Origin of the sequence: Pseudomonas sp. B35(2017) (assembly GCF_002113645.1) — a bacterium.
GTDB lineage: Bacteria > Pseudomonadota > Gammaproteobacteria > Pseudomonadales > Pseudomonadaceae > Aquipseudomonas > Aquipseudomonas ekonensis.
This window is the reverse complement of the sequence record NZ_NEIZ01000009.1, coordinates 191,869-209,543: the sequence shown is the minus strand read 5'-3', so window position 1 is coordinate 209,543 and position 17,675 is coordinate 191,869. Positions and strand designations below refer to the sequence as shown.

Here is a 17,675-nt window from a genome sequence, read left to right as displayed (position 1 = left end):
CAGGTAGGCCAGCTGCGGCACCAGGCTCAGGCTGTAGCGGGTGAGGGTGCGGCCGGAGTCGCCTTGCTCGATGCGGTACACCAGGCCGTGGATCTTGCCCTCGCCGGTGGCGCCGAAGGTGAGGACGCCGGGCTTGTGCAGCAGCTCTTCGAGGGCGAGGTCGGGACGGGCGCTGACCAGTTCGAGATCGAAGCGGAACGGTTGGTTGAGGGCTTCGCGGCCGGTGAAGCTGAGCACCTGGAAGTCCGCGTTGGCGCCTTCGAGGGTGAGGGTGATGTGCGTAGCGTTGGCGTCCAGCATGCCTTCAATTCCGTCCTTTGGATAAGCAGGGTACGGATGGTGCAGGATTCGCTGACCTCGTACAACCCGAAAGTGCTGCAGGCAATCCCTGTGCACGGTCTAGGGAAAACCCTGAGAGAGGCTGTTTCGCCCAATGGATCCGGGGATTTGCTGAAGGGGCCACGCCGAACCGGACCACTGCGGCCGTTTGTGGGTGGCCGGTCGGTTTCAGACTAAAGTCGCCTGTGGCACGTCAAAGCCATCTGCCATCATTGCTGCACACCCCTGCGTGTCCTCTGCCTCCCGGCGCTTCGTTGCCTCGGGACGGGAGCTATTTTTCTGGCAAATTGCGCCGTCGCGCAAACGCTGTACTGTTGGAGCTTTTTCATGCGTCCCCCATTTCCCCTCATCACCGCCCGCCAGTCCTTCGGCTTCGGCGCCCTGGCGCTGTGCGCAGGTTTTTCCGCACAGGCCCAGGCCGCCGGGTTCTTCGAAGACACCACGGCGAAGATCGAATCGCGCACGGTGTACTTCAACCGCGATTTCCGTGATGGGCACACCGCCAATGATCAGGGCGCGTCCAAGCGCGAAGAGTCGGCCCAGGGCTTCATCCTCAACCTGCAATCGGGCTACACCGAAGGCACCGTCGGCTTCGGCCTCGACGCGTTGGGCATGGTCGGCTTCGCGCTCGACACCAGCCCCGACCGCAGCAACAGCGGCTTGCTGCCGTCCAGCGGCGAGAACCCGCGGGGTTCGAAGGATCAGTACGCGAAAATGGGCCTGACCGCCAAGGTGAAGGTCTCGGATACGGTGCTGAAATACGGCGCATTGCTGCCGGACCTGCCGCTGCTCAAGTACAACGACGGCCGTCTGCTGCCGACCATGTTCAACGGCGCGATGCTGACCTCGAAGGAAGTGAAGGACCTGACCTTCATGGCCGCCCGTCTGGACAAGTACACCGCCCGGGACTCCACCGATTCCCAGGACATCCGCGTGCACTGCAAGAACAAACGCTATGCGTGCAACGTCACCGCCGATCATTTCGACATGTACGGCCTGGACTACAAGATCAACGACCGCCTGACTGCGCAGTATCACTACGCCGAGCTGGAAGACATCTACCGCCAGCACTTCGTGGGCCTGTTGGCCAACCAGCCGCTGGGTGACGGCGTGCTGAAGGCCGATCTGCGCGTGCTCAAGAGCGCCGACAGCGGTGACGCGAAAGCCGGCTCCATCGACAACCGCGCGTTGAGCGGCATGCTGTCCTACGGCATCAGCGGCCACACCTTCAGCGCCGGTTGGCAGCGCATGAACGGCGACAATTCGATGCCGTACCTCGATGGCAGTAACCCGTACCTGGTCAACTACGTGCAGGTCAACGACTTCGCCGCCGCCCAGGAGCGTTCCTGGCAGCTGCGCTACGACTACGACTTCAAGGCCATCGGCATCAACGGCCTGAGCTTCCTGACCCGTTACGTCAACGGCGACCACATCAAGGTGCCGGGCAGCGATCAGGAAGGCAAAGAGTGGGAACGCGACAGCGAGCTCAAGTACGTGATCCAGACCGGCATGTTCAAGGACGTCAGCCTGCGTCTGCGCAATGCGACGTACCGCACCAACTACGAGAAGTTCGCCCGGGACGTGGACGAGACCCGGTTGATCGTGAGCTACAACTTTTCGGTGCTGTAAAACCGTTCAGGCCAATGACCATCGCGAGTTCGCTCGCGATGGTTTTTTATTGCCTGCGATCAGAGCCAATGCCAGAACCGGCTCCAGAACCCGCGATTCAAATCGTCCTTGCACGCCGCGTATTGCTGGCCGTACATGTCCGAGCGGTTCTGCACCTTGCGCGCCACCGGCGGCAGCCACGCCTTGCCGGCATAAGTCTTCTGGCGAAAACCGCCCCAGCCTTCGTGGTAATTGAGGTACTGGTTGTAGGCGTCGTACTTGTACACGCCGTTGACCGACGTGGTCTTGTCCATGTACCAGCCGACGAAGTCGATGGCATCGTCGAAGTCTTCACGGTCGGCGCCATGGCGGCCGGTGCTTTTCTGGTAATCGGACCAGACTTCATCCTTGGCCTGCGCATAGCCCGATGCCGTCGTGACGCGCCCCCACGGGATCACCCACAACAGGTATTTGCGCGGGGTCTTGGCGTCGTAGCGGTAGCCGGACTCCTGATACATGATCGCGAACGGCACCTGGATCGGCACGCCCCAACGCTTCTGCGTGACTTGGGCGGCGTCGTACCAATCGCTTTTCTCGCGGAAGATCTCGCAGAGGTTGTCCGGCGAACGCGGCGGCGATGTTCCGCAACCGGTCAGCAGTGCCGCCAATACCAAAAGTCCAGCCGTGCGCCCCGAATTCAAAAGCCGTCATCCCGTCGTGAAAAAAAGGGCGCCAGTCTACGCGGTCAGGTCAACTGATGGCGATAAGGCAAATCTGGACCGGTCTTGCTGCACGTCAGGGCGGCTGCCTGTACGGCAAACCTGAGCATGGCGTCGATCTGGTCGCGTTGCAGATGCCGTACGCCGTCCACCGAATCCAGTTCATGTCCGGTCAGCCAGGTGATCAACGCGGCCTGGAAGGTATCGCCTGCGCCGACGGTATCGGCGATCTGCACCGGACTCGCCGGCACCGACCATGAACCGTGGGCACGGCTGAACACCGTCGCGCCTTCACCGCCCCGGGTGAGGAACACCACCTGGCAACGGTGCGTGAGCCAGCCTTCGATCACCTGCTGCGGATCCTGCTCCGGATAGAGCAGGCGCAGATCCTCGTCGCTGACCTTGATCAGGTCGGCGTACTGCACCAGCGTCGCGATCCGCTTGCGCCACAGGTCGATGTTCGGCTCGGGATTGAGGCGCACGTTGGGGTCGAGGGTGATCAGGCGTCGGCCGCTTTCGCGCTGCACCAGCGCGAGCAGGGTGTCGGCCACCGGCTGCACCACCAGCGAGAACGAGCCGATGTGCAGCCCGCGCACTTGGGGGCCGAGCGTCGGCAGGTGGGCCAGGCTCAGTTGCCGGTCCGCGCAGCCTTCGCCACGGAAGCTGTAATGCGGCGAGCCATTGGCGCCCACCGCGACCATGGCCAGTGTGGTCGGCGCGGCGAAATCCACCAGATAATCCGGGCGTACGCCTTCGTCCTGCAGCACCTGCCGCAAGCGCCTGCCGAGGTAGTCGGTGGACAGCCCGGCGAACAGCGCCGAGTCCACGCCGAGTCGGCGCAAGCCCACCGCCACGTTGAACGGCGAGCCACCGGCAATCGCCTTGAAATTGACTTTCGATGCCTGCCCGCCGGCATCGTCTTCGCTGAAGAAATCGAACAGCGCTTCGCCACACACCAGGTACATAGTTGTTTGCTCTCTATAAGGTTGCGACATGCTGTCGATAGCGTTCATAGGCCTGTTGGAACGCCGCGACGTTGGCGGCGACCGGTAGGGTTTCACTGTTTGGGTCGAAGGTCACGCAGCGCTCGCACAAGTCCGCCAGCGACTGCTCGCGGCCGTTGCTCCACGAGGCGCACCACGCCGCCTGGATCGCTGCGCCCAGGGCGGCGGCTTCGCTGTGTTCGGGGCAGATCACCGGGGTGTCCATGATGTCGGCGACGACCTGCCGCCACACGGCGCTGTTCGATCCGCCGCCGATCAGGCAAATGCTGCGGCTTTGTAAACCATTGCGGCGCAGCAGATCCAGTCCGTAGCGCAAACCGAAGGTGGTGCCTTCGACGACGGCCCGGCACAGGTTGGCCGGCGTCAGGTTGTCCAGGGTCAGGCCGTGCAGGCTGCCGGTGGCGTGGGGCAGGGCGGGCACGCGCTCGCCGTTGAAGAACGGCAGCAGGCTCACGCCGTCCGCGCCGATGGGGGCCTGGGCCACGAGGGCGTTGAACCGTTCGAGGTCGAGGCCGAGCAGTTCACGGATGGCGCCGGTGGCGTTGGTCAGGTTCATGGTGCAGATCAGCGGCAGCCAACCGCCGCTGGAGGAGCAGAACGTGGCGACCGAAGCGTCCGGGCTGACCTGCGGCTGGTCGGCGTAGGCGCAGACCGTGCCGGAGGAGCCGAGGCTCATGGTGATCGTCCCGGGCCGGATGTTGCCGGTGCCGATGGCGCCCATCATGTTGTCGCCGCCGCCGCTGGACACGAGGGCGTTGGGGTTGATGCCCAGATGCTCGGCGATTGCCGGCAGGATCGTGCCGACCGGTTGATGGGCGTCGATCAGTTCCGGCAGCGCCGCTTGCAGGCGACCGCTGGGGTCGATGTCGCGCAGCAATTGCAGGTCCCATTGCCGGGTGCGCACGTTGAAGTAGCCGGTGCCGGACGCGTCGCCGTACTCGCTGCAGGCGCGGCCGGTGAGCCAGAAGTTGAGGTAATCGTGGGGCAGCAGGATCCGGGCGATGCGTGAGAACACGGCCGGGTGCTGCTCGCAGGTCCACAACAGTTTCGACACGGTGTAGCCCGGCGCGATGACGAGGCCCAGGCGTTCCAGCGAACCCTGTTCGCCGCCCAGGTGGGCGAGCAGGCGGTCGTTTTCCGCCGTGGTTTCGGTGTCGCACCACAGCTTGGCCGGGCGCAGCGGCTGGCCGGTGTCGTCCAGCAACACCAGGCCGTGCTGTTGGCCGGAGACGCCGATGCCGAGGATCGCCTGGCCGTCCACGCCGGCCGCCCGCAACGCCTGGCGGGTGGCTTGGGCGAAGGCGTCCAGCCATTGGCCGGTGTCTTGCTCGCGGCGGCCGTTGGCGCCGCTGATCATTGTGTGTCCGGTGGCGCCCTGGCCCAGCACGGCGCCGCTGGCGGCGTCGAGGATGAGGGCCTTGGTGCCCTGGGTGCCGCAGTCGATGCCGAGGAAAAGTTGCGGGTGGGTCACGGGAAGATCCTCAGGGTGTGGGAGCCATTGTGTTGATCATGCCCTGCGGTGCCTGGGCTGACGCCATCGCTGGCAAGTCGAATCGTCGCACCGCAGCTCCCACAGGGATTTGCTGCGAATGCAGAGTCAGCGTTCACTTCAGAATGGTGCGGGAGCAACTGCGCGCTACTTGGGCCGAAGCTTTCGCCAGCAGGCTGGCTCCCACAGGGATCTTAGGTGAATGCAGATGCTATGGTCGCCGCAGAACACTGTGGGAGCGGGCTTGCCCGCGATGACGTCAGTCGCCGCACCGCAAGACTCAACCCAACACCCGCTCCAGCGTCCGCGAAACCCCCACCTCCCGCAAGCTGTCGCAGCACCACTGGAACGCCGCCACGAACTCAGGCGATTGGGCGACCGCCGGGCCGAAGATCTCCTCCACGCCCAACAGCCGTTCGGCGATCAACCGGTCATCGGCCACCAGCGCCTGGCAGAACGCCGCCCGGGGATCGGGTATCGAGTAGGTCCGGCCTTGCTCGTCAACCCCTTTGAGGTACATCGCCCACGCCGCCACCACCAGCGCCGCCCGTTGGGTCTCCCGGCCGTCGGCGATCAAGCGGTTGAGGGTCGGCACGGTGAACTTGGGCAGCTTCGACGAGCCGTCCGAACACACCCGCTCCAGTTGGTCGGCAATCGCCCGGTTGGAGAACCGCGCCACCAGCGTGTCCTTGTATTCGCCCAGGTCGATGCCCGGCACCGGCGCCAGTTGCGGAGTGACGTCCAGGTCCATGTAGGCGCGCATGTAGCGCACGAACAACGGATCGGCCATGGTCTCGTGCACGAAGCGGTAGCCCTTGAGGAACCCCAGGTAGGTCAGGGCCAGGTGACTGCCGTTGAGCAGCTTGATCTTCATTTCTTCATAGGGCGTGACGTCGTCGGTGAACTGCACGCCGACCTGTTCCCAGGCCGGGCGGCCGTTGACGAACTTGTCCTCCAGCACCCATTGCACGAAGGGCTCGCAGACCACCGGCCAGGCGTCGTCCACCGCGTGCTTGTCCGCCAGTTGCAGACGGTGCGCGGTGCTGGTCATGGGCGTGATGCGATCGACCATGGCGTTGGGGAAGCTGACGTGAGCGGCGATCCAGTCGTGCAGCCCTGCGTCATGCAGCGCCGCATAGGCCAGCAACGCCTTGCGGGTGACCGCGCCGTTGTGCGGCAGGTTATCGCAGGACATCACGGTGAACGCCGCCGTACCCGCCGCGCGCCGCCGGGCCAGCGCCGCGCAGAGGAAGCCGAACACGGTCGTCGGCTGTTGCGGATTCGCCAGGTCGTGCTGGATCGAAGGCAGGTGCGCCATGAACTCGCCGCTGCTGTCGTCGATGCAATAGCCGCCTTCGGTGATGGTCAGCGAGACGATGCGGATCTGCGGATCGGCCAGTCGGGCGATCAGGGCTTGCGCGCCATCTTCGGCCAGGAGCATGTCGCGGATCGCGCCGATGACGCGCACCTGCGTGTCGTCGCCGTCGCCGAGTTCGAACAGGGTGAACAGGTAGTCCTGCTCCTTGAGGTCATCGCGGGCGCGGCGGTCTTCGGCGCGCAGGCCGATGCCGCAGATGGCCCAGTCCAGCGCTTGCCCGGCGTTCATCAGCGCATCGGTGTAATACGCCTGATGGGCGCGGTGGAAGCCGCCGACGCCGATGTGGGCGATGCCCTGGCGCAGGTCGCCGAGGCCGTAGGCCGGCACGTTCACGTCGGCGGCGAGGCGGTTGAGGTTCTGGCGGTTGAGTTTCATCGGATCGGTCTCGCAGTCAGGCGGCCGCGCGCAGGGCGCGGGTGAGCGCCACGCCGTCGGCGTCGAACAGGTGGCAGTGGCTGGCGTTCAGGTGCAGGTTCAGGGTCTCGCCGTAACGGCTGGCCAGGTCGCCGCGCACCCGCAGGGTGAGGGGTTCGCCGGAGGCCGTGCGGACATGGCAATAGGTGTCGCTGCCCAGGCGTTCGCTGACGTCGGCGGTGACGGTCAGGGTGCAGTCGCCGGGCTGGGCCAGCTCCAGGTGCTCGGGGCGGATGCCCAGGGTCACGGCGCCGCCCACGCTCAGGTTGGCGGCATCGAGCGGCAGGCTGATGCGGGTGCCGGCGTCCAGCGAGACTTCGCAGCCCTGCGCATCGATGCGCGCCACCGTGCCCTTGAGGAAACCCATCTTCGGTGTGCCGAGGAAACCGGCGACGAACAGGTTGACCGGATGGTGGTACAGGTCCAGCGGCGAGCCGACCTGTTCGATCCTGCCGCCGTTGAGCACCACGACCTTGTCGGCCATGGTCATGGCTTCGACCTGATCGTGGGTCACGTAGATCATCGTGGCCTTCAGGTCCTTGTGCAGGCGCAGCAGCTCCAGGCGCATCTGCACGCGCAGGGCGGCGTCGAGGTTGGACAGCGGCTCGTCGAACAGGAAGATCTTCGGGTTGCGCACGATGGCCCGGCCGATGGCCACACGCTGGCGCTGGCCGCCGGAGAGTTGCTTGGGCTTGCGCTCCAGCATCGGCCCCAGTTCGAGGATGCGCGCCGCCTCGGCGACTTTCTTCTCGACTTCGGCCTTCGGCACGCCGGCCAGATCCAGGGCGAACGACATGTTCTTGCGCACGCTCATGTGCGGGTACAGGGCGTAGGTCTGGAACACCATCGCCAGGTCGCGCTTGGCCGGGCTGACTTCGGTGATGTCGCGCCCGTCCAGTTCGAGGGTGCCGCCGCTGACCTCTTCAAGGCCGGCGATCAGCCGCAGCAGGGTGGACTTGCCGCAGCCCGACGGGCCGACGAACACCACGAACTCGCGGTCGTTCACTTCAAGGTCGATGCCCTTGATGATGGAAAAGCCTTCGAAGCCTTTTTGCAGATTCTTGATTTTCAGGTTGGCCATGAGGATGGGCCTCCGCTATGTCTTGGCTTTTGTGTGGAAGTGGGTAGGGGCCGGATTCATTTCACGGCGCCGAACGACAGGCCGCGCACCAACTGCTTCTGGCTGATCCAGCCGAAGATCAGGATCGGCGCGCAGGCCAGGGTCGAGACCGCCGACAACTTGGCCCAGAACAGCCCTTCGGGGCTGGAATAGGAGGCGATCAGCGCGGTCAGCGGCGCGGCTTTCGAGGAGGTCAGGTTCAGCGACCAGAACGCTTCGTTCCAGCACAGGATCAGCGACAGCAGCACGGTGGAGGCCAGGCCGCCCTTGGCGATGGGCAGCAGCACGCGGAGCATTTCCTGGGGCAGGGTGGCGCCGTCCAGGCGCGCGGCTTCGAGGATGTCCCGGGGGATGTCCTTGAAGTAGGTGTAAACCATCCAGATCACGATCGGCAGGTTGATCAGGGTGTAGATGGCGATCAGCGCGATCCGCGTGTCGAGCAGGCCGAAGCTCTTGGCCAGCAGGTAGACCGGCATCAGCACGCCCACCGGCGGCAGCATCTTGGTGGAGAGCATCCACAGCAGCGTGCCCTTGGTGCGCTGGGTCTCGTAGAACGCCATGGAGTAGGCCGCCGGCACCGCGATCAGCAGGCACAGGGCGGTGGCGCTGAACGAGATCACCACCGAGTTCCAGGCGAAGCTGAAGTAGTCGCTGCGCTCGTTGATGTGCAGGTAGTTCTCCAGGGTCGGGCTGAAGAGGAACTGCGGCGGCGTGGCGAACGCGTCGATTTCGGTCTTGAAGCTGGTCAGCGCCATCCAGAGGATCGGGAAGAAAATCACGATGGCGATGGCCCAGGCCAGGGTGCCGAGCAGCAGGCTTTGCAGGCGACGGGACTGTTGTAGGGTCATGGCGGGCCTCAGGCGTTGTCGGTCAGGTTTTTGCCGATCATCCGCACCAGGACGATCGCGGCGATGTTGGCGATGACCACGGCGATCAGGCCGCCCGCCGAGGCCATGCCGACGTCGAACTGCACCAGCGCCTGGTTGTAGATCAGGTAGGCGAGGTTGGTCGAGGCGTAGCCGGGGCCGCCGTTGGTGGTGGTGAAGATCTCGGCGAACACCGACAGCAGGAAAATGGTCTCGATCATCACCACCACCGCGATCGGCCGCGCCAGGTGCGGCAGGGTCAGGTGCCAGAAGATCGCGACGGGGCCGGCGCCGTCCAGGCGGGCGGCTTCCTTCTGTTCCTGGTCCAGGGACTGCATGGCGGTCATCAGGATCAGGATCGCGAAGGGCAGCCATTGCCACGAGACAATGATGATGATCGACAGCAGCGGGTAGTGGGCCAGCCAATCCACCGGCTGCGCGCCGAACAGCTTCCAGATGTAAGCGAGGATCCCGGACACCGGGTGGAAGATCAGGTTCTTCCAGATCAGTGCGCCGACCGTGGGCATGATGAAGAACGGCGAGATCAGCAGCACCCGCACCAGGCCCCGGCCGAAGAACTCGCTGGCCTCCAGCAGGGCGCTGATCAGCACGCCGAACACCACGCTGATCAGCAGCACGCTGCCCACCAGCAACAGCGTGTTGGCGGCGCCCGGCATGAAGCCCGAATCGGTCAGGAAGTAGGTGAAGTTCTCCAGCCCCGTGAATTCGTTTTCACCGGGGTAGAGCAGGTTGTAGCGGATCATCGAAAAGTACAGGGTCATGCCCAGCGGCACGATCATCCACAGCAGCAACAGGGCCACCGACGGGCTGACGAGGAACCAGCCGGGGTTGGCCACCCGCGGTTTGCGCGTGGGGCGGGACAGCTCGAGATGGGCTTTGGCGGTTGAAGTATTCATGGCATCGGGAACCGAGTCATACAGACCTATGGAGAATCTTGTGGGAGCCGGCCTGCCGGCGATGGCGTCAGTCCGCCGGGCAAGACAGTTGCTCCCACAGGAGGCAGAAACGGGTGGCGCGGGCTATTTGGGATACCCGGCGCGCTTCATTTCGCGTTCGGTGGTTTGCTGGGCGGCGGCCAGCGCCTGGTCGACCGTGCTCTGGCCGATCAGCGCCGCCGAGAACAGCTTGCCGACCTGGGTGCCCACGGCCTGGAACTCAGGGATGGTCACCAACTGGATGCCGATGTACGGCACCGGCTTGAGGGTCGGCTTGCCGGGATCGGCGGCCTTGAGCGACTCCAGCGTGACCTTGGCGAACGGCGCGGCGCTCATGTAGGCGTCGCTGTAGGTGGAGGCGCGGGTGCCCGGCGGCACATTGGCGATCCCGTCCTTCTCGGCGACCAGCGCGCCGTACTCCTTGGAGGTGGCCCAGGCGCTGAAGGCCTTGGCCGCGTCCTTGGCCTTGGAACTGGTCGGGATCGCCAGCGCCCAGGAATACAGCCACGCCGAACCCTTGTCGGTGACCTGGTGCGGCGCAAACGTGAAGCCGACGTGGTCGGCCACCTTGCTCTGGGACTTGTCGGTGACGAACGAGCCGGCGACGCTGGCGTCGACCCAGATCGCGCATTTGCCGCTGTTGAACAGCGCCAGGTTCTCGTTGAAGCCGTTGCTGGAGGCCCCCGGCGGGCCGGATTTCTTCATGGTGTCGACGTAGAAGTTCAGCGCGTTCTTCCATTCCGGGCCGCTGAATTCGGGCTTCCACTGCTCATCGAACCAGCGCGCGCCGTAGGCGTTGGCGACGGTGGTGATCAACGCGATGTTCTCGCCCCAGCCGGCCTTGCCCCGCAGGCACAGGCCGTACTGTTCCTTGTCCGGGTGGTTGAGCTTGCCGGCGAACTCGGCGATCTGCTCCCAGGTCGGGCGTTCGGGCATGGTCAGGCCGGCGTCCTTGAACAGGTCGGTGCGGTAGTAGGTCATCGAGCTTTCGGCGTAGAACGGCAAGGCGTACAGCGAACCCTTGACCGACAGCCCCTCGCGCACCGACGGGAACACATCGTCGAGGGCGTAGCTGGCCGGCAGGTCCTTCATCGGCTCCAGCCAGCCCTTGGCCCCCCAGAGTGCGGCTTCGTACATGCCGATGGTCAACACGTCGAACTGGCCACCCTGAGTGGCGATGTCGGTGGTCAGGCGTTGGCGCAGGACGTTTTCCTCCAGCACCACCCAATTGAGCTTGATGTCCGGGTGCTCGGCCTCGAAGGTTTTCGACAGCCGCTGCATGCGGATCATGTCGCTGTTGTTGACGGTGGCGATGGTGAGGGTCTGGGCGCCGAGGCTGACGCCGCTCAGGGTCAGGCAGGTGAGGGCCAGCAGGGCTTTTGCGGTGGGTTGCATCGTGCACTCCTTTTCTGCGCCCGGCGGGCGGCAGAAGGACGGTTATTGTTTTTGTGTCTTCCGAAGGCAGGAAGAATGTGCACTGATTACAACCTTCAAACGCAGGGCAGACAAATCATCCCTAGCACTCTGACCGATACTTTTTTGCACTGGCGGTTGAGGCCGGGATGCGCCAAAGATTGAACCTGCGGGAATCAGCCCAGGTTCTGCTCGGTCAGGCGCTGCACCACCAGCCGGCGGTAGTGCGAAGGCGTCATGCCCTTGAGCTGCTGGAAGCGCCGGTTGAAGTTGGAGATGTTGTTGAAGCCCGACTCGAAGCACACCTCGGTCACCGGTTTGTCGCCGTCGGCCAGCAGTTCGCAGGACTTGCTGATCCGCAGCCGATTGACGAACTCGATGAAGTTGCGCCCCGTGGCCTGCTTGAACACCCGGCTGAAGTAGGTCGGCTTGAGGCCCAGGTGGTCGGCGACTTCCTCCAGCGTCAGTTCCCGGGCGTAGTGGGCGAAGATGTAGTCCACGGCGCGGTTGGTGCGGTCGATGTTGTGCTCGTCCGCCAGTTGCGGGGTGGTGGCGCCGGACAGCAGCTGATAGTCGTCGCAGGTCGCCAGCAGCTCCATCAAGATGAAGAAATGGCCGAGGCGGGTGGTGCCGCGGCTGTCGGCGATCTTCTGCATCAGCGGCATGGCCTGGCGGATCGTGTGCGGGCAGCGGAACTCGATGCCGTACTGCGCCCGTTCCAGCAACGGGGTGAGGCTCTTGAGTTCGGCGAACACCTGAAAGCCGCTTTCGAACAGCTCGTCGGTGAAGTTGACCAGCATGTCGCGCTTCTCAACCACCTCGTCCTCGGCGACCTGGCTGATCCAGTTGTGCGGCAGGTTGGGTCCGGTGAGGAACAGGGTCTGGGGGTGGAAGTTGCCGATGTAGTCGCCGATGAACACCTTGCCCGAACTGGCGACGATCAGGTGCAGCTCGTATTCCTTGTGAAAGTGCCAGCGCACCAGCGGACACGGGAACCCGTGCTGGCGGTAGATGATGGACAACCCGTTGTGGTCATCCATCAGCTCATAGGAAGGGTCGGTCACGCGAGCGGTTCGGGTCATGGCTGGACGCCTTTGTGGTCATTGCCCGCGGATCATGCCCCGTCAGACAGCGGTTGCGCCAGCGCGCTCGCGCGCAAACTGCCGCTGGCGCTGGTCGGCCTTGATCAGGTTCATCGTCCGGCAATAGTCGACGATCCTCGTTTCCTCGATGAAATCGACATTGATGATGTTGCACTGCCGGGCCCAGTCGCTGGTGTCCGGGTCGAACCATTCGTTGAGCTTGTCATGGATGTCCACCGGCCCGCCCAGCGCGCTGTAGCTGGTGGCGGACAAGGACCAGGGGCGCCAGTTGCCGGGCGGATTGCGCAGCACGTTGGTGATGTGCTGATACAGTTCCTGGGTGTTGGTGGTGCCGCTTCCGCTCCATTCGTGGCGGATTTCATCAATGAACACGGAATGGTCGATGTCCGGATGCCGGCGGACCGCGGCCAGCACGCGTTGTTTGTCGCTGAGGCGTTTCAGGGTGCCCAGGCTGAGGTTGGCGTTAGTGGCCGGAATCAACCGATGACCCAGCAACTGGATCATCATCTTGTTGAAGTACGCATAGTCGAAGCTGTCGCCATCGGTCTTGTGAAAGTCCAGGATGACGAACTCATCCGGGTTTTCGTTCAGAAAGTTTTTGACGTCAGTGATCAGGTCGCCGAGCCGGCGAGAGTTGGGGAAGCCATTGTGGTGGATTCGGAACCGCTCAAGGCCCGACTCCTTGCTGTCGGCCATCAGGCGAATGTCCAGCACCCGCGCGCCGTTGTGCAGTTGCCGGTAGAACCTGTCGTGCTGGCACGCCAGCCAGTGGGCGGGCGGGCCGAAGAATGGGTAGGAAGCCCTCCAGTCACTGCCGGCATTGTGGGTGCCGGGCAGCGAAAGTTCATTGAGCGACAGAATGTCGAGGCGGGGGGTGGCCGCCATCCAGGCGTTGTTTGTGTAGGGGGGGCTCATGAAGCGACTCCTGCAATTCATGGTTTGATGAATGCGCCGATTTGTCTTTCGGCGCTTGCAGGGATTTATAAGTTGGTTGGGGAGGCATGCCAATTGAGTTGTTGATTCAAGTTGTTGGCTTATTGTTCGGCATGTAACTTGTTGCGGTTCTTTTCTTCGATCCATTGCGCCATGTACTGGGTGCTCTTCAATGTGTGATGACGCAACATGCCGCCAATGAAATTGTGACTTCTTAGTTTTGCCAGGTTTTGCCGGCATTGAGCGATCTTCTCGATCAGTGCGGCCGCATGCGTCGAGCGCCGGTAATGTTCCGCCAGTAGCGTGTTGCCGTGTGCCTGAGCGTTCTGCCAGCGTGACTCATCCGAATAGAGTTGCACCGCCTGCTCGGCAAGATCCTCAGCGGTGCAGGCAATGGCGCCGGGCCAGGGACGTTCGCGATGCATGGCCTCGGCGCCGATCGGGGTCGTCACGCTCGGCGTGCCGCAAAGCATGGCGTCCACCAGTTTGCCCTTGATGCCGGCGCCGAAGCGCAGCGGCGCCAGGCAGACCCGGGCGGCGGACATGACCTGCAAGGCATCCTCGGCCCAGTTCATGACATGAAAGCCCTGCGCCGCATTGTGCAGCGCGGTCGCTTTCGGCGGGGTGTAGGCCCCGTAGACATGCAGTTGAGCGCTCGGCAACCGGGCGCGGATGAGCGGCCAGAGCGTGTTTTTCATCCAGAGCACCGCATCCCAGTTCGGTGCGTGGCGAAAGTTGCCGATGCTCAGGAAGTGCGCCCGCTCGCCGAACGGTCTTGCCGGTTCGGCGGGTGCGTCCACCATCAACGGGCACCAGTGCACCGCCTCCCGCGGCAGGTGGAACTGTTCCACCAGCAACTCGATCTCAACCTCGGACACCATCAGGTTCAGATCGCAGCGGTACAGCGCGGCGATCTCACGGCGGGCCAGATCGGTATCGGCCATCCGTTCGAACTCCTCGCGCAGGGCCGGCGCGAACAGTCCGGTGAAATCGTTGGCGTCGTCGCTGGCCTTCAAACGCTCCTTGAGGCGCTGATGGCGGGCGTGACGCAGGCTTTGCAGGTCGGAGGTCTCCAGCATCCGCAGAGCGTCCGGGCACTGCTTCTCGACGCGCCAGCCGAACTGCTCCTCCATCATGAACTGGTCGAACAGGACAATGTCCGGCGCCAGTTCACGGACGAACGTATCGAAGCTTTCGCTGTTGAGTTCGATCGGCACCTCGCGGATGCCCATGGCCGTGAGGTCCGCCTTGTGTTCGCCGGGGCCGGCGGGGCTGGCGAAGGTGATGTCCCAGCCTTCTTGCAGGAATGCCTCGAGGATCTGCATGACATGCCCGCTGGCCGCCGAGGAACGGGGTTCGGGCCAGACATAGCCTATGACCAGAACCTGAGTGGTGCGGGATTGATGCATGGACGGGCATTCCTTGAGGCAGGTGGGTGCGAATAAGCGCGTCATTAAACCACAGCCGACTCTGGATGGATCCCGGAACTCATGGAACGGCGGGACTGCTTCAAACGTTGGAAACTCACGTCAACTTTCGGTCGATGCGTTATTGCTGTTCGTGGGTGAGTTGTAAGTTTGTGTATTGTTTGTCTCTGCTGGTGACGAGGAAAACATATTCAACATTTGATGAGTGTGGGCGTTCTTGAATGTCGAGTAGTGTTTTTTTGGCGCGACGCGATTTATCTGCGAGTGCATGTATTCGACATTTTCAATGAATAAGAGCTATTGCATGAAGTTACCTGTATTTGATCTGGCGGATGCCAGTGTTGAGAACCCCTCTTTGTCTGTATTGCTGGATCCTCTGGGCACCAGTTCCGACAACCGGTTGCCGCGGACGGGGGCCTTGACCACCGCAAAGGATACATCCGACGAAATCGTCGACGGCATCGACCTCAAGGCGTTGAGCAGTGAAATTGCCGCAGGTTGCGCCGCCATGATGGATCCCGGGACGTTCGATCCGATCCTCTTCATTCGGGCGCAGATCGAAAAGACGGCGCGTCGGCATGTGACGTCGCAGAAGCTTCTGGCGCAGATCACCCATGACGCCACCATCGGCATCAAGTACGTGGCCAATGAATCGGTCAGGCCCAGTGACTGGCGCAACGGAGAGGCGCCGGCGAAGCAGTGGGTCACCAAGCCGTTCACCCTGGCGGAGATCTGCACGGATCACCACCTGCGAGTGCTCAAGGACGTGGGATACAAACAGATACTCTGGCCCTCGTCGTATCCTCGGGATCTGGTTCAGGCGTTCACCGATGCGGATTATCAGCGTGGCTTCAAGGATCATCTCACCGATGGCCTGAAGCCCAAGTCGGCCAAGCTGTTCGGCAAGCTTCTGAAAAGGGCGGAGCTGCACGATCTGGTCATCCGGTTCATCAAGGACGAGTCCCGGGACATGGAGGACCGGCAACTGGCCTTCGACTACCTCAGGGGGCTGGTGCCTGCACGCACGATGATTCTGCACAGCCGCCCGGAGCTCAAGGTCGATAACGCCGTTTTCATCGGCGCCAACAACCTGAGCCGGGGCATTCTCTTCTTTTTGGGAGAGGACAAGGCAGCGATCGAGTATCCGGAGGGGCCCGACGAAAGAGGGAGGTTCGTGGAAAACAACCCGGATCTGCAGAAAAGGCTGCTCAAGCGGGTGCCGCTCAGTGAGCAGCAAAAGCCCCATGTCCGTGACTTCAAGTATCGCGGTCTGGAGTTCCCTCTGTTCGCTACGCGCCCGGTGCGTCGGCAAATCGCCTTCTTCGCCAGCAATGACATCGCCGATACCCTCTTGACCTTGCAGATCGACCGAGCGCTGGCTGACATCGACACGCTGGTCTCGACCGCCGAGGAGCGGCTCACCGACACGGCCCTGGAAGCAACCGGTTATCTGCTGCAATGTCTGGCGTTCGCCGCATCATTGCCGTGGGGCGGGAGCGGGGTGCTCGCGTCGGCCTCCTTGAAGATCCTGGCTTCCATGTTGCTGGGGCTGGGCGCCTCGGCGACGGACCTGATCCGCGCGGAAATCTCCGATGACCCCGCCGAAACAGACCGGCTGCGCATCGCCGCCGCAATCGGCGCGCTGGCGGAACTCGCCGGCCCGATCGGGGAACGGCTGCTCGGCAAGGCGTTGTCGGTGGCAACCAAGAAACGATTGGGGCAGCGCGTCGTCCAGGCAATGAACCTGATCAATCACCCTTCATCGTTGCGTCGGCCATCGGGCAGCATCTCTCATCAATTGGCCAGTACCGTAGGCAAGGAAATACCGGAGTCGGCGAAAGGCGCCTTGGTAGCAGGTCGACTCCATGAGCTGGCGGGCGGACCCGGCGTCGCCCAGACAATCGCCTCGGACACGCAACTGGTGCGGTACGCGGGGCCGGAAAAAGGCTTTGTCTATCAAGGGTTCACCTTCAGGGGCGACACACGTGACACGTCCGTGGTGTTCAAGGAAGGCTTCCGGCAGCGCACGGTCATCACCGATCTGAATCAGGTCAACGGGTTCAAGGGCGGCTACGGCGGGGCGCACGATGCCCTGGCGCCGGACGGCGCCGGCATCTCCACGTCCGCGTTCTACAAAAAGGACGGTGCGGGCGCCTATGTCTACGGTGGCGCCAAGGGCGGCTTCACCTACTTCATCGACGCCAGGCAGTTGGAAGGCTTTCATCTGTACGCCAACACTGAACTGATGTTCCGTCCCGAATCGGGCCTGAGGCAGCTGCCGCCTCTGGAAATCAACTACGCCGTCGACATTTCGCCGCGCCTGATTCTCGGCGCCTACGACAGCGCCGGCAGGTTCATACCCAACCCCTCAGCCCTGCGATTGGCGATCGAGGCCAGCGGCGAGCCGGGAAAAGGGTTGGGCCGCGAGATCGGCAAGCAGGTTGGAGAGGGGGCCGAGGCATTGCTTCCCGAACATGAGAAAGAAGCGCCGATCAACCGGGATTGAGGCTGTCCGGGAGTCGTTCCCGGCAGGTGTCCGGGAGAATCGACTTGATCTTGTCCCGCAGTTGATCGATGGAAAACGGCTTGCCGATGACGTGCATGTCGGGCGGCACTTCGAGGGTCTCGGCGTAGCCGCTGGCGAACAGGATCGGCAAGTCAGGGCGCAGCAGACGGGCCTGCTCCGCGAGGATCCGGCCGTCCATGTCCGGCAGGCCGACGTCGGTCATCATCAGGTCCACCCGGCGGCCGGGATCCTGGAGGATGTCCAGCGCCTGCTCGCCGCCGTCCGCTTCCTCCACGCGGAAGTCCAGTTCCGCCAACACATCGACGATCAGCATGCGCACGATGGCGTCGTCTTCTACTACTAGGATGGTGGGCATAATCTAAGCTCTCAAGGACTGGAC

At 63.4% G+C, this 17,675-nt stretch carries 15 protein-coding genes; 2 read left to right on the top strand and 13 right to left on the bottom strand.

The window, feature by feature from the left end:
* The coding region (locus CAG41_RS17285) for a contractile injection system protein, VgrG/Pvc8 family (protein WP_256582610.1) at positions 1 to 300 on the bottom strand (300 nt) is incomplete at its 3' end.
* A gap of 366 nt (positions 301 to 666) precedes the next feature.
* Between CAG41_RS17285 and CAG41_RS17280 the strand changes: the two genes are divergently transcribed.
* A complete protein-coding gene (locus CAG41_RS17280; RefSeq protein WP_085583285.1) occupies positions 667 to 1,968 on the top strand; it encodes an OprD family porin in 1,302 nt (433 codons plus the stop codon).
* Between the two features lie 59 nt (positions 1,969 to 2,027).
* On the opposite strand, the gene CAG41_RS17275 is transcribed toward CAG41_RS17280, so the two are convergent.
* The 11 genes from CAG41_RS17275 to CAG41_RS17225 all read right to left on the bottom strand — a co-directional run bounded on the left by CAG41_RS17275 (position 2,028) and on the right by CAG41_RS17225 (position 14,751).
* Positions 2,028 to 2,648, bottom strand: coding sequence for a hypothetical protein (locus CAG41_RS17275; RefSeq protein ID WP_085639762.1), 621 nt, complete (start codon positions 2,646 to 2,648; stop codon positions 2,028 to 2,030).
* A gap of 44 nt (positions 2,649 to 2,692) precedes the next feature.
* A complete protein-coding gene (locus CAG41_RS17270) occupies positions 2,693 to 3,631 on the bottom strand; it encodes a carbohydrate kinase (protein ID WP_085707250.1) in 939 nt (312 codons plus the stop codon).
* 13 nt (positions 3,632 to 3,644) lie between these two features.
* Entirely contained in the window at positions 3,645 to 5,141 is a 1,497-nt protein-coding gene (xylB, locus tag CAG41_RS17265) for a xylulokinase (RefSeq protein ID WP_085707249.1), read from the bottom strand.
* 298 nt (positions 5,142 to 5,439) lie between these two features.
* The gene (locus tag CAG41_RS17260; protein WP_085632412.1) at positions 5,440 to 6,912 is read right to left on the bottom strand and encodes a mannitol dehydrogenase family protein; all 1,473 of its coding nucleotides are present in this window, start codon (positions 6,910 to 6,912) and stop codon (positions 5,440 to 5,442) included.
* A gap of 16 nt (positions 6,913 to 6,928) precedes the next feature.
* The gene (locus CAG41_RS17255; protein ID WP_085632414.1) at positions 6,929 to 8,032 is read right to left on the bottom strand and encodes an ABC transporter ATP-binding protein; all 1,104 of its coding nucleotides are present in this window, start codon (positions 8,030 to 8,032) and stop codon (positions 6,929 to 6,931) included.
* A gap of 56 nt (positions 8,033 to 8,088) precedes the next feature.
* Complete coding sequence (locus CAG41_RS17250; protein WP_085583272.1) at positions 8,089 to 8,919, bottom strand: carbohydrate ABC transporter permease; 831 nt, start codon at positions 8,917 to 8,919, stop codon at positions 8,089 to 8,091.
* Between the two features lie 8 nt (positions 8,920 to 8,927).
* Positions 8,928 to 9,854, bottom strand: a complete 927-nt coding sequence (locus CAG41_RS17245) for a carbohydrate ABC transporter permease (RefSeq protein WP_085583270.1) — start codon at positions 9,852 to 9,854, stop codon at positions 8,928 to 8,930.
* A gap of 123 nt (positions 9,855 to 9,977) precedes the next feature.
* On the bottom strand, positions 9,978 to 11,288 hold the full coding sequence (locus CAG41_RS17240) for a sugar ABC transporter substrate-binding protein (protein ID WP_085583268.1): 1,311 nt from the start codon (positions 11,286 to 11,288) through the stop codon (positions 9,978 to 9,980).
* A 194-nt stretch (positions 11,289 to 11,482) separates the two neighbouring features.
* Positions 11,483 to 12,388: an AraC family transcriptional regulator gene (locus CAG41_RS17235; RefSeq protein ID WP_085583266.1), complete on the bottom strand. Its 906-nt coding sequence runs from the start codon at positions 12,386 to 12,388 to the stop codon at positions 11,483 to 11,485.
* 42 nt (positions 12,389 to 12,430) lie between these two features.
* Positions 12,431 to 13,324 (bottom strand): phosphatidylinositol-specific phospholipase C domain-containing protein, encoded by an 894-nt coding sequence (locus CAG41_RS17230; RefSeq protein WP_085583264.1) that lies wholly within the window; start codon positions 13,322 to 13,324, stop codon positions 12,431 to 12,433.
* 119 nt (positions 13,325 to 13,443) lie between these two features.
* Entirely contained in the window at positions 13,444 to 14,751 is a 1,308-nt protein-coding gene (locus tag CAG41_RS17225) for a glycosyltransferase (RefSeq protein ID WP_085707248.1), read from the bottom strand.
* A 322-nt stretch (positions 14,752 to 15,073) separates the two neighbouring features.
* Between CAG41_RS17225 and CAG41_RS17220 the strand changes: the two genes are divergently transcribed.
* Positions 15,074 to 17,275: a hypothetical protein gene (locus CAG41_RS17220; RefSeq protein WP_085583260.1), complete on the top strand. Its 2,202-nt coding sequence runs from the start codon at positions 15,074 to 15,076 to the stop codon at positions 17,273 to 17,275.
* Here CAG41_RS17220 and CAG41_RS17215 read toward each other — a convergent pair.
* A complete protein-coding gene (locus tag CAG41_RS17215) occupies positions 17,262 to 17,651 on the bottom strand; it encodes a response regulator (RefSeq protein WP_085583258.1) in 390 nt (129 codons plus the stop codon). The two genes, CAG41_RS17220 and CAG41_RS17215, sit on opposite strands and share 14 nt — an antisense overlap.
* Between the last annotated feature and the right edge of the window lie 24 nt (positions 17,652 to 17,675).

Bases quoted from the DNA above. Each gene is read 5' to 3' on its own strand.
- CAG41_RS17280 (WP_085583285.1), top strand. From the start codon at position 667: ATGCGTCCCCCATTTCCCCTCATCACCGCCCGCCAGTCCTTCGGCTTC.
- CAG41_RS17270 (WP_085707250.1), bottom strand. From the start codon at position 3,631: ATGTACCTGGTGTGTGGCGAAGCGCTGTTCGATTTCTTCAGCGAAGAC.
- CAG41_RS17260 (WP_085632412.1), bottom strand. From the start codon at position 6,912: ATGAAACTCAACCGCCAGAACCTCAACCGCCTCGCCGCCGACGTGAAC.
- CAG41_RS17255 (WP_085632414.1), bottom strand. From the start codon at position 8,032: ATGGCCAACCTGAAAATCAAGAATCTGCAAAAAGGCTTCGAAGGCTTT.
- CAG41_RS17250 (WP_085583272.1), bottom strand. From the start codon at position 8,919: ATGACCCTACAACAGTCCCGTCGCCTGCAAAGCCTGCTGCTCGGCACC.
- CAG41_RS17245 (WP_085583270.1), bottom strand. From the start codon at position 9,854: ATGAATACTTCAACCGCCAAAGCCCATCTCGAGCTGTCCCGCCCCACG.
- CAG41_RS17240 (WP_085583268.1), bottom strand. From the start codon at position 11,288: ATGCAACCCACCGCAAAAGCCCTGCTGGCCCTCACCTGCCTGACCCTG.
- CAG41_RS17235 (WP_085583266.1), bottom strand. From the start codon at position 12,388: ATGACCCGAACCGCTCGCGTGACCGACCCTTCCTATGAGCTGATGGAT.
- CAG41_RS17230 (WP_085583264.1), bottom strand. From the start codon at position 13,324: ATGAGCCCCCCCTACACAAACAACGCCTGGATGGCGGCCACCCCCCGC.
- CAG41_RS17225 (WP_085707248.1), bottom strand. From the start codon at position 14,751: ATGCATCAATCCCGCACCACTCAGGTTCTGGTCATAGGCTATGTCTGG.
- CAG41_RS17220 (WP_085583260.1), top strand. From the start codon at position 15,074: ATGAAGTTACCTGTATTTGATCTGGCGGATGCCAGTGTTGAGAACCCC.
- CAG41_RS17215 (WP_085583258.1), bottom strand. From the start codon at position 17,651: ATGCCCACCATCCTAGTAGTAGAAGACGACGCCATCGTGCGCATGCTG.